Genomic DNA, 12763 nt, shown 5'->3' on the forward strand with positions numbered 1-12763 from the left:
TTGATGGCGGTGCTGAAATCCAGAAAATTGCTCGTCTTACCAACCTAGATGGTTTAGAAACTTTTATCTGTGCTTAAGGAATTATAGCAATTCTGTTTCCCATGAGGTACCAAGAGATCCCCCTAAATCCCCCTTAAAAAGGGGGACTTTGAGGTTGCTTACTGTACCTCATACATGCAATCAACGCTATAAAATAGATTGGAAAAATGGATTGGAAAACTGCTTCATCTTATTATGAAACTCGTTTGGGTGACGCCTTAACTGTGCTGCGCCACGCCGTTGATTTAGCCAGGCTTCCTCAAGCAGGAGTTCCTGCTCACCTCAAAGAGGTTCTTTTAGAAGAAGAAAAACCCGCTCGTCGTCAGCTTGAACGCTTGAAGAAGCGAGAATTTCGGATTGCTGTTGTGGGCTTGGAAAAGGCAGGAAAAAGTACCTTTGTCAATGCCTGGTTAGATTGTGATTTACTGCCAGCAAAAGCTGGACGTTGTACTTTTACAACGACACAAATTTATTCCGTTGAAGAAGATTCTCAGCAAAGGTTAGAAGTTGAGCCTAAAACCGAAGAACAATTTACCCGTCTGCTGCATGAACTGGAATCAGCTTCCAACAGTAATTCTAAACATAGTGATGGAGCCAAACAAGATTTAGAGACAATCCAAAAATATCAAGACACCTTAAGACAAGTTCGTAGCGAAGGTCGGAAAACTATCCCATTTACTCGCCTTGAAGACATTAACAAAGACCTTAACAAGTATGTTGCTGATGAGCAATACGCCCATGCAGTATTAGAAGCTAGACTGTATACCAATAAACTCGCCCAAGCTGAGGGTATTGTTTTCTATGATGTGCCTGGATTAGACTCAGGTTTAGCCAAGCATATAGAGGAATCTAGAGAAATGCTCTCAGATTGTGATGCTGTCATTGTGGTGCAGCAATTTTCTAGTATTCGGGGTGCAGAACTTCAAATTGTTGAGTTTACTGAGCAGGGTGACAAGAATGTAAAAGTTGCAGATAAACTGTTTGTTTTCTTGAGTCGGATTGATCAGTTTGCTAGTCCAGCAGCTCTTAAAGAACATCTGGATGTAGCATCAAACGATTGGGATCGACGCGCACAATTACCTCCTCAGCGAATTGTCCACGGTTCAGCCGGAGCTTATTTAGTCTTAAATGGTTTGGCTAATCAACAAACCGTGGAATCAGTTGGCAGTCCTGAAGAAATTTTAAATAAGCTTAACTCTCTGACAGGTATCGAAGATGAGGAAGCCTTAAGACAGGAAGCGACTGGTATTCAGGAAATCAAGGCTCGCATTACTGACTATATTAATAATGAACGGGTTACTGTTTTAGAGAAACGTTGTGACGCTTTAATCACCAACATACTAACAACATCAAAAGAAATTTTTGAAATCGTTAGTAAGCGATATTCAGAGAATCCAGCGGAAGCCAAGCGATTACAAGAAAATCAACGTCGTATTGAGTTTTCCCAGTGGTGGGAAGAAAAGTGGAAAACGATTAAAGCAGACCTAAGCGACTATTATAATGATAATATCTGGAACTCTACGGCAGAAGGAGAAGAATCTCTCAATTCAGATATTGTAGAAAAATTTCGCTCTCGATACCTCCAGGATATTGAGACTAAAATTGAAGAAATTAGAACCAATACTGAGCAAAGAAAACAGCGAATTTTTAAAGAAAATAATTCCGGTGTATTTGATGCTAAATTAACTGACTATAACTGGCGTAAAGAACTTTCTGCTACCATTAGCACTTTCTTAGTAGATATTGCTCATCACCTTGCCCTAGAAATCAAGGAAGAAGCATTAAAGTTAGTTGACTATCTGACCACGTTACTCTGGAAAACTCAGGAATTAGAGCAGCGACTAATTGGTAATCCAGAGCAGTTTGTGGAAGTTTTAAGTCGAAGTTTGACGGCGTTATTTCTTCGTTTTTCCCGTCCGGTTGCTGACTCTTTAATTCCTGGCCCTTTAGATAGTGAAACTCGTAAGCGTATTGTGAAACGACTGGGAGCGGATATCGAACTAGTCGATAATTATTACAATGGTGAAGAGAAGGCTTTCAGTGTCCTAAAACGATATGTAAATCGTGGGTCAAAGTTGCTCTATGATCCCAAGCTGCGCCATGAGCTATTAGGTATTAGTGACGTCTCTGGGGATGCGCCACCAAAACCTACCAATTCAGCGCAGGAGGTGATCTTGGAACTTGAAACGGATCTCAAAGCCTTTGAAACCTATTTGCGTTCGGCCATCTTTGAAGCCGCAGGGTTTGGGCAATTTTGCCTACAAGAACTGGATCAATTGCGCGATCGCTTTATTCGATACGAAGCCGTGTGGCGAGGAGTAGCCCTGAATGAATGGTTAGCAGAAAATCCCTTACTAATGGCTGAAATGCCCGATCATTTAAAGGCTCACGAAGTAAATTTAGAAGTTAGCGATCGCTTACGCCAGTTATCTACTGCTTTGAAAAACATCAAGTTTTAGCAAAGGGAAGTTTGAATGTAGAATGTAGAATTAAGAATTAAGAATTAAGAATTAAGAATTAAGAATTAAGAATTAAGAATTAAGAATTAAGAATTGATAATTTAGACTTCTACATTCTACATTCTACATTCTGCATTCTACATTCTACATTCTTAATTCTGAGTATCAACCATACCAAACAGATTCAACCTTCTCAATTACCTCTTGTACCGAATTCCCATCACTCAAAACTGTGACATGACCTAACTTACGTCCTGGGCGGGATTGAGTCTTACCATACCAATGGACAAACGCTCCTGGTAAACTGGCTAAGGTCTGCCGTTTCTGTTGGTAATCATCCTGGGAAGACTCATAACCCAAAAGATTGACCATTACTGCACTGGCACAATGCATCTGTGGGCTACCTAAGGGTAAACCTACCACGGCTCGCAGTTGCTGCTCAAATTGAGAGGTTTCGCAAGCATCAATGGTGTAATGGCCAGAATTATGGGTACGAGGGGACACTTCATTAACCAAAACCTTGTGATTGCTAGTGAGGAATAACTCAATCCCAAAGACTCCCACTACGTCTAAACTAGTCAGGAGAGTTTTTGCGATCGCATTCACCTCCGCCACCGTATCTGGGCTAATCTGGGCTGGTGCAATAACTCGCCGACACACCTGTTCTTGCTGCTGAGTTTCCACCACCGGGTAAACCACCACCTCCCCATCTACAGAACGGGCAGCCATTACTGCCAACTCCCGTTCAAAGGGAATAAACTCTTCTAGCACCACAGGCTGATTGCCTAACTGCTTCCAAGTTTCCTGTAAGCTATGACTGTCTTTAATAATAAAGGTACCCTTGCCGTCATAACCTTGGCGTCGCGCTTTCAGCACCAGAGGAAACTCTAACTGACTCAGGTTGATTGGGGTCCGAGAAGGGCGTTGCTGATTCTGGGTATGATTTTGCCCCCCTAGCCCCCCAGCGAGCAATCCCTCGCTGGGGGGAACAAAACTCTGAAAGTCCCCCAGCGAGGGATTGCTCGCTGGGGGATTTAGGGGGCTTGACCAAAACCAAACGATCGCGGATTCATACTTCAATTCAGCAACGCCCCGAGAAGAGGCTAGGGACTTTAATTCCTCCTTACCCACTTCCCCCTCCAGACTGATGAACTCTGGCTGGGGTAAACCAATGCGATCGAAATAGCAGCGTTGGTGATATTTATCCAACAGTGGCGCTAGAGCCTCTAGTCGGGGGTAAAAGCAAATTCCCCGCTTTGCCAGACATTTCAGGGCATCGAGGTTAATAAATTCATTCTCAAAGGTAATCACATCACAGCGAGATGCCATTTGCTCGGTAGCGATCCCATCATCAATAGCAGCAAAGATAGTTTCAGCAGCAACACGGACAGCTGGATCAGTAACATTAGGAGTTTGAACCACTAGCCGAATACCCAAAGACTTGGCAGCCATTGCCATCATCCAGGCCAGTTGTCCTCCACCAATTACACCTACTCGTTTAATCGACATCCCAAAGACTCACAAGCGCAACACCAGTTTTCAGATGCACCTTGCTTAGCAAACAGTTATCAAATTTGGACACCATCCAGCATACCATCGCTCAAGTCAGCCCCATCGATCGTGAATGTTAACCGTTGACCATCAAATAGTCAACATTCAACATTCAACAGTCAACAGTCAACATTCAACATTCAACATTCAACAGTCAACATTCAACAGTCAACATTCAACACCTTACCAACACCCTAAAGACTTACGAGTCATCACACCAGTGGTAGGGTTCACGCCAGTTGCTACATCGCAGAGTTTTAACCGTTCTCTGACCGGTTGGATCAGGGTGCTACTAAAATCAGCACCAGTGATGTTAGCCCCATCAAAACTGGCACGTTGCAGTAAGGAACGAGTAAAGATGGCATCAGTTAAATCTGCACCATTGAAGCTAATGTTGTAGGTGTCGCTGTTGGTCAAGTCTGCTCCATGGAGATTAGCATTATTCAGGGTAGTATGTTTGATAGATGCTTGGATCAATTTGGCATCGGCTAAGTTAGCCTGGTCCAAATTGCAATAGGTAATTTTGACTTCCTGTAAGTCTTGACCAGATAAGTCTGCTCCCACGAGTTGTTTCCCATCGCAGGCTATACTCTTGGCGTGAACGGGTAAGGGATAACAAAAAACAGAGCACGCAAATAAGAATGTAACCAGTAGCCGGAAAAACATAAAGATTTATTGCTGGAATCGTCCAACTCAATCATACTGTGCTGCATAATCACTTGAGTTACACCCAAGTAACTAGCACCAAATACTGCTCAGCCATCTTAGAGGTTAATAGATCATGGCGAGCACCTTGAACAAATGCGATCGCTCTTTAGGACAACAAGGCTAATGTAAGCATTCAGCTATCAGCTATCAGCCGTCAGTGGTCAGTGGTCAGTGGTCAGTGGTCAGCGGTTAGCCGTTTGCCTTTGGCACCTCAAGTAGCACCATCTGTAGCCCATAAGCTGATAGCTGATAGCTGACGGCTGATAGCTTACAGGCTAATCTTGCCAGAATCGCTAAAATCATAGTAAGCGATATTTTTGTGAGATCGATGCTTAATATACTTTTGACTTGGCTGCTAAGTGCTATCTCACTAATGATTACTGCTTACCTGGTACCAGGAATTACCATTAGTGGTTTTGGTGCAGCTGCTGTAGCGGTAGTAGTCATTGGTTTAGTTAACGCCATCATTAGACCGATTCTAGTGATTCTGACCTTGCCCATCACAATTTTATCCATGGGACTATTTCTGTTGGTGATTAATGCTATCACCCTCTCCCTGGCATCCTATTTCACTCCTGATACGTTTGTAGTGAACGGTTTCTGGGCAGCTTTTTTCGGGGCTATCGTTCTGACTTTGGTGTCTAGTCTTATCAATAGCTTGGCTTCTAATCAAGTTTAATCGGATGGCCGGGACTTGTCAGCTTGGTTACGGGCGCGAGTTATTATATAGTTGGCACTACTTTAGCTGGCACTACTTTAGCTGGCACTACTTTTAGTAAACTATGCTTCTTAGCTTAAGTTTTCAGCTGCAAGGGCTGACTAGTAAATAGCTGATAAATAGCTGAAAGCTGACAGATCAAAGTATAGCTTTAGTTGAAGTTAGTGTACAGTTTTTTTTTAATTGCCAAGGCTCAAAGTACAGGAAACATAGATTTAGACTAACCCAAGCTGTGTAAATTTCGGGGTGCTTAAAGGGTTAGTATATAGATTCGTTTATGTCAAACAACTATAGTACAACCACACCATTTTACCTTGATAGTAATACTTATAAATCAGAAGCTAAAACGATTAAACTAATCAAAAACTAAGAACATAATCAAAAACTCATCAAGTTTAACAACTATAGCAGCAAGTTTCAATTGGTATACTTCTGATAACGTCCTAGGGAGTAGGGATTAGGGAGTAGTAATAAAAAAGGCAGGGACATTATCAGTATCATAAACGCTATAATCAAATTGTTTTTATTTAGGAATTGGTTAATTATAATATTAAGGTAAAATTTTCAAGCTTTCATAAGTTTTGATAAGTCATAATTATGATAATTCATAATTTCTCTTTCTTTTCAGAACACCAAACTAGTGATTAATCGATGAAAAGACTAAAGTTCTTGATATTCTGTCTGTGTGGATTCGTCTTGGTACTATCCCCTTTGTACCTCCAAACCATAGCTCTATCTACTCCAAGCGGCAATAGTTTGGGTCAACATTTGGATCAAAAGATTGTTTACTCGCCCCAGCTAACCTTAGCCCATAGCCAAGTTCAAACTACAGAAATTGCTGAAGACCCCTCAGAGGCACCCTCAGAGGAGTTATCCGATTCAGATAGTAGTGATTCCAAGTTAAAGCCATTTGATAAGGTCGTAGAAGATGCGGAAAAATTAGCAGGATTACTCACCCTCTACCGCAATAAAGAAAAAGAAAAAATTTATTTAGAAATTGAACCGGATCAACTAAATCAAAATTTCCTATGTGTTATCACCCTTGCTTCGGGAATTGGGGAGTTGGGACTCCAAACCGGTTGGCCAGTTAATGATTTTTTGTTCCAATTCCGCCGCCGACAGAAGACCATAGATTTAGTCATACCAAATATCTACTTCCGTACTCGACCCGGTGACCCCCAAGAGCGTTCTGTTAAGCGTTCCTTCAGTGATTCGGTGCTATATTCCCTGCCCATTACCAGTATTCATCCAGAACGAAAGACTCTGTTGGTGGATTTAACACCACTCCTCGTCAGCGATGGGTCTTTTTCTGGACTAGCATCGGCTTTTCCTTGGATATTAGGAGGTAGTTATGTAGTAGACCCTCAAAAATCCTATGTCAGTGACGCTCAAGCATTTCCGTTGAATGTAGAGATTGAGTCAGTTTATGGCTTTTCTGGTGGGGGAGATTTATTCTTTCCCTTAAGGAGTCTCCCAGATCAACGAGCATTTAATCTTAGTGTCCGCTATAGCTTTTCTCAACTACCGACTAACAATGGTTACCGTCATCGACTCGCGGATGAACGAGTAGGCTATTTCATCAGTGCTTATCAAAATCTATCCAATCAAAACCGCAAACAACCCTTTATCCGTTATATCAGGCGCTGGCATTTAGAAAAACAAGACCCTACTGCTACGGTATCCCCCCCAAAAGAACCGATTGTGTTTTGGATTGAAAATACTGTACCTCTGGAGTACCGAGATGCAATTCGGGAGGGGATTTTGATGTGGAATGAAGCGTTTCGGGAGGCAGGGTTTGACAATGCCATTGAAGTGCGGCAAATGCCAGATGATGCAACCTGGGACCCGGCTGATATTCGCTACAACACCATTCGCTGGTCGAATTCTTTTCCCTCATTCCCAGGCATTATCGCTATGGGGCCATCCCGAGTGAACCCCTTGACTGGGGAAATCTTGGATGCAGACGTGATTATTGATGCTAATGCGGTGCGCTGGATCAAAGCGGAATACCAGGCTATTGCTTCCCAGCCTCAATCCCAGGCATTATCTGGGTTATCCCAATTCGCGTTTAATAGTTCCCTGTGTAGTAATGGCATCAAAGTTCCTTACCTCAAATTGCAGGAAATCCTCAAGAGCAATCCTGGCAAAGCGGCTCAGTTGAGCCTACCAGCTGGGCAATTCCTGAGCGGACTAACCCAAGTCCCAGACCATGAGTTATGTTTTGCCATGGTATCAGCTCAGCAAGCTAAGTTTGGAGCATTGTCTCTATCGATGGTAAACCACCAGTTGCCCAGTGGTGAGGAAATGAAAACCTTCATCAATCAGTATTTGCGCTACCTGACGGCTCACGAAGTTGGTCATACTCTGGGATTGCGCCACAATTTCCGGGGCAGCACCATGTTGAGTCCAGAGGAATTGAATAATACTGAGATTACCCGCAATAAAGGGCTAGTCGGGTCAGTCATGGATTATGTCCCAGTTAATCTAGCGCCAGAGGGAATGGAACAGGGAGATTATTTCTCTACAGTGGTTGGTCCCTATGATAAGTGGGTGATTAAGTATGGCTACACTCCGATTGATGCTCTGACTCCTCAACAAGAATTACGCACACTGCGCAAAATTGCGGCTGAAGGCTCTGAAATGGGGCTATCTTATGCTACAGATGAGGATACTTTCGATTTTATTGACCCAGAAGCTAAGGTTTGGGACCTTAGTAGTGATCCATTGCGCTACTCTCAGTGGCAAATGGAGAATGCTAAGGGAATTTGGAAACGCTTGAACACCAGTTACCTGTTGCCTCAAGAAAGTGCTGGGGATTTACGCGATCGCTTTGATACGGTCTTCTCCTATTTCTTTGAAAACGCTATGTCCCTTACTGGTTATATTGGGGGACAAACTTTTAATCGAAACTACACTGGTGGCAAGACTGGCACACTCCCCTTTGAACCCATCCCTGTGGAAAAACAGCGTCAGGCTTTAGCCATGCTCGGGGAGTATATGTTTGCAGAAGATACCTTTAACTTCTCACCCCAACTCCTCAACCAGTTAGCCCCATCTCGCTGGACTCACTGGGGTGCTTTTACCACTATTTTCCCCCTAGATTATCCCATTCATGAGCGAGTGATGTTAGTTCAAACTATGGTGCTGGGGGATTTATTTTCATCAGAACGGTTGGCTCGTTTGCGGGATGCTCAACTCAAAACTAGTTCCGGGGAAGCCTTGACCATGGCAGAAGTGTTTGACACTGTTCAAGATAGCATCTGGAAACTAGATAGTAACGCTAAGATTGAGCCAATCTCTAGCTTGCGTCGGGGATTGCAACGGCAGTATATGAGTCTTTTAGTGAATATGGCACTGCGCAATTCCAATAGTCTAGAAAATGCCCGCACCTTCCCTGAATTTATTATTGCTATCCAAACCTTTAATACTCCCGAGGATGCTCGGGTGTTAGCCCGGTATAAACTTCGTCAATTGCGGGATGCGATCGCAAACACCTTGAACAAACAAGGGAAAAACCTTGATACTGCTAGCTTAGCCCACTTAGAAGGGGCACGCGATCGCATTACTAAAGTGTTGGATGCACCGTTGCAATCGGAATGAATCATGACTTGAGCCGTAAGCTATCAGCTTAAGCGCTACGCGCACGCTACGCGAACAGCTATCAGCTATCAGCTATCAGCTCTCAGCTCTCAGCTCTCAGCTCTCAGCTAAAGGCTGACCACTGACTACTGACCGCTGACCGCTGACGGCTTGACCACTGACCGCTGAATGCTTACCTTAAGTCACTCCCCCGAATTCAATTCGGGGGATTCTGTTTGATCCGGTAGGTGGAATGGGCATCTTGCCCGTTCACTGGCTTCCCAGGAATTTTTCTGTCCTGGCAATAGTACCCTTAAGGGTACTGCCGACCTAGGAATACTTTTTAGATATTAGAAAAGGGTTGAAGGTCAGTGAGATTGATTCACCTGATTTCCAGCCCTAAGTACCTAATTGAATTAAAAAGTAAACCAGAGTCATGAGTAATCTAAAAAAGAGTATCTTGATCGTTTTAAGTTCTTTGATTGTTGCAGCAATAACGATGTTGCCAGCCCAGTCTGCCTTTGCCGCTAATGGGTGTGGTGGAAGTGACTGCATCCAACATGAACTTCGCACTCAAGCTGCTTGTACATTGCAAGGATCTGACCAGTCTGGTCTACCTCCAACTGGAAAAACTCCTGGATGGTATAAAGGACTAAATACAGAGATCGACCATCAGATTTTAGGGGGTGATGTTGTTGCCTATAAAATTCGTTGGTTCAATGGTTCATGGTCTGGCTGGTATGTCACAGGAGTTAATGATATCGATTGGAAGTTTAACACTAGTCCTAATGATATGCGTCGTGTTTGGAGCTATTTTACTGACCACCAACATCAATACATTTTGTGTAAATAACTGGTGCAAATAACCCTGATGTCTAATAGATTTATTGATAGACAATAAGACTATCAAGACGTTTATAGGTGTCTTCTAAAAAGGAAGACATCTTCCCTGAGGGGGTGACAACAAGGCTAAAAACTAGACAGGGTGTGGGGTGTGGGGTGTGGGGAAAATATCAGGGAATTTGGAGTGAGCCCAGGGATAACAATCGCTCCGAAACCTGATTAAACCGTCCCGTCGCAACGTAGCCAGCTCCTGATGTTTCCCCTCCTGGGGGTTAGGGGTGGGTTCCCCGTTCGCCCTCACCCTACACCCCACACCCAGTAAGGCTTTTAAGGCTGTTTTTCACCCCTTCAGACATCTTCCTCTTTTATTCGATGCCAGGATTACTTCTGGAGCTTTGCAGAGTATTACCAGCTTTTTGCACAATTTTTGGCTCACCGTCGCTGAAATCATTATTCCAGCTGAGTTTAACCCTGATATGGCTGACCTTTGGCGTTAGACATCTGTACTAAAAATAACCCTTTTTGACTGTGGATAAACTAATGAATAAGCTATTGAATTTAGTGCTCAATATTAGTAGATTTTTTGTTAATTTACTACATCGATTATTCAAATATACAATGAATAAATTAATTGCCATAGCTATTATATGGGCTCTTTTACTCCTCCCTTGCGAACCGAGTTTTGCTCAAGAAACGATTACAAGGGTCGATAAAATTAATTACTGCAGAGCAATTTCGCCTATTTGTAATGATAAATTGCAAAGCGATTACCATTGGTGGGAAGATCATGGTGTCCCTGACCAAATTCAAAAAAATACATACTTAAGCCGTTACGTTGAACCGGCAGTATCGAATGTAGAGCATGTCGTTTTTATAGCATCTGGCCAACGATTCGGAGACATTGATGACAATTTACTTACGGGACAACAGGATGAGAGAAAGTTTAAAAAAAGGGAGTCATCTCGAAATTTATCAGTATCGACCCAATCACTTGCCTACCGCCTTTTTAATGAAGGTGTTTATTCAGCTAATAATACCTTCGCTGGCCTGGCTTTTGACGCTAGATTTAATTGGTGATTTTCTGATAGCAACAAAAGTGATATTGTTAATGCTTACTTCTCTTGGCTTAAAAGCAAATTTAATTCGAGTAACCTGAAATCAGTGTACCTTGCTGGTCATAGTCGTGGAGGTGCCCTTGTATTACGACTCGCGAAAAAATTCCAGCAGGAATTTCCAAACGCTGTAGTAATTGTTCACACCTTCGACCCAGTTCCCAATAAATCACACGGTGAACTAGGTGTTTTTAATAGTTCCATCGATAACCCTAGTGCAGGTTACCCTAGAGATACTGCTCTGCTTGAAAACAAGGGAAATTGGGCATGGAGATCAAACTTCCGCACTTACTATGAACACAAAAAGAACTTTTCCGTATTTAACATGTTAATTGGGGGACAAATATTTGGCTTGGCTCAAGAGACGCGAGCAGTCACTATTGATACTGGGTACGCTCAAGGGGAAGATTTAGGATGGTATTTCCAGCGCTGGTATAATATGCTCAGTTTAGGATTTCCACCAGTACCATCGCTCCCTCCTTTGCCAGGATTTCAATCACAAGATGGAGACGGCCATACTGAAATCGCTAAAACAACACGAACAGTCAACCATGCCTTGGAACACGTGAGAGACCGTTTAAATGTTCTCCTCAATAATATAGCGCCTGCTGCAACAGCTTCAGCCTCATCAAGCTATTGTGAACCTTCGGGGCTGAATTGCTATTCCCCATTACGCATTAATGATACAGACCTGGATACACGTGTCGGTGCTGACTTCAGCTGGACAAATGAAGTAGATTCAGCTTCAGAGTGGGTGAAACTAACATGGCCTGAATTAATTAATACAAACTATATCGAAATATTTACCAGCGAAGGTCTTCCAATACGTAACTATCGAATAGAGTACTTTGATGGCTCGAACTGGCGTACTATTCAATAAATTTCGGGAAATGAAAGTGTGCATATTCGCCATCAATTCGGTGATATTCAGACAACAGCAATTCGCTTAATTGACATCAATGGTTCCGCTGTTGAACCTGCTTTTGGAAGAATTAATGAAATCGTTGTCGTTGGTGACTGGGTAAATCCACCCAATGAAAAACCTGTTGCTCGTTGTACTGCTTCACCGAGTAATGGCATTGGTATGGTACAAAGCAAATTAAGTGGCACTGATAGTTTTGATACAGATGGAACTATTGTATCTTACCGCTGGGAGTTTAGTAATGGCTTTGTAGCCTTTGAACCTGAGGTAACACGCCGGTTCTTTAGTAAGCCTAACTCAAACGTAACTCGTTTTATTGCAAAACTCACCGTCACAGATGATGACGGTGCAAAATCAGATACTAAATGCTTCATTACTGTTAGATCGATTTCAAATAACTGTTCAGATCCTAGTAGAGTTGATTTCTGCCCTAAGTAGATTGGACTGAGATTCTAAATCTACCCATTATATATAGGATTTTTCCCTGGCTTCTTCAGTTCCCTATCGATTGAATTCGACTCAATTTCTGACACTGTCTTGAGGCAGCGCCGACCTGAGGGGGTTTCCCCCATGAGTGACTGCATCAAGACAATGTTTTTTGATTGTAAGAGTGTAGGTTACAACTTAGATGGGTCTAATGAATCAGTTTAACACCTAAGTATTTTAGTATTACTGATAAAAAAAATATAAAAGGGCGGGTTGAAATGCTGAATAATTAAGTATTTATGACAGCAATAAAATATTGATAGTCTGTAACTAAAACGTAAATAAAAACTGCCAAGCAATTTATGGGTGGTTTCATATGGACTTTTGTAGGTAGCGGTAATGGAGA

At 42.7% G+C, this 12763-nt stretch carries 9 protein-coding genes; 7 read left to right on the top strand and 2 right to left on the bottom strand.

Annotated features, from left to right (window positions below; genetic code table 11):
• Positions 1-206: 206 nt before the first annotated feature.
• Complete coding sequence (locus F6J94_RS20300) at positions 207-2498, top strand: dynamin family protein (RefSeq protein ID WP_293043704.1); 2292 nt, start codon at positions 207-209, stop codon at positions 2496-2498.
• Positions 2499-2663: 165 nt separating this feature from the next.
• Here the strand turns inward: F6J94_RS20300 and F6J94_RS20305 are convergent, their stop codons facing one another.
• Both F6J94_RS20305 and F6J94_RS20310 read right to left on the bottom strand, forming a co-directional pair.
• On the bottom strand, positions 2664-4007 hold the full coding sequence (locus F6J94_RS20305; protein ID WP_293043706.1) for a 5-(carboxyamino)imidazole ribonucleotide synthase: 1344 nt from the start codon (positions 4005-4007) through the stop codon (positions 2664-2666).
• A gap of 225 nt (positions 4008-4232) precedes the next feature.
• Positions 4233-4613 (bottom strand): pentapeptide repeat-containing protein, encoded by a 381-nt coding sequence (locus F6J94_RS20310; RefSeq protein ID WP_293043708.1) that lies wholly within the window; start codon positions 4611-4613, stop codon positions 4233-4235.
• A gap of 472 nt (positions 4614-5085) precedes the next feature.
• On the opposite strand from F6J94_RS20310, the gene F6J94_RS20315 reads away from it, so the two are divergent.
• From F6J94_RS20315 to F6J94_RS20340, 6 genes are all read left to right on the top strand, one after another.
• Positions 5086-5436, top strand: coding sequence for a phage holin family protein (locus F6J94_RS20315; protein ID WP_293018709.1), 351 nt, complete (start codon positions 5086-5088; stop codon positions 5434-5436).
• 690 nt (positions 5437-6126) lie between these two features.
• On the top strand, positions 6127-9075 hold the full coding sequence (locus tag F6J94_RS20320; protein ID WP_293043710.1) for a zinc-dependent metalloprotease: 2949 nt from the start codon (positions 6127-6129) through the stop codon (positions 9073-9075).
• A gap of 415 nt (positions 9076-9490) precedes the next feature.
• Entirely contained in the window at positions 9491-9907 is a 417-nt protein-coding gene (locus F6J94_RS20325; RefSeq protein ID WP_293018706.1) for a hypothetical protein, read from the top strand.
• Positions 9908-10425: 518 nt separating this feature from the next.
• Positions 10426-10974 (top strand): hypothetical protein, encoded by a 549-nt coding sequence (locus tag F6J94_RS20330; protein ID WP_293043712.1) that lies wholly within the window; start codon positions 10426-10428, stop codon positions 10972-10974.
• A gap of 84 nt (positions 10975-11058) precedes the next feature.
• Positions 11059-11889 (top strand): hypothetical protein, encoded by an 831-nt coding sequence (locus tag F6J94_RS20335; protein WP_293043714.1) that lies wholly within the window; start codon positions 11059-11061, stop codon positions 11887-11889.
• Positions 11890-11907: 18 nt separating this feature from the next.
• Positions 11908-12369, top strand: a complete 462-nt coding sequence (locus F6J94_RS20340; protein ID WP_293043716.1) for a PKD domain-containing protein — start codon at positions 11908-11910, stop codon at positions 12367-12369.
• Positions 12370-12763 lie beyond the last annotated feature (394 nt).

Source organism: Moorena sp. SIO1F2 (assembly GCF_010672755.1).
Taxonomy (GTDB): domain Bacteria; phylum Cyanobacteriota; class Cyanobacteriia; order Cyanobacteriales; family Coleofasciculaceae; genus Moorena.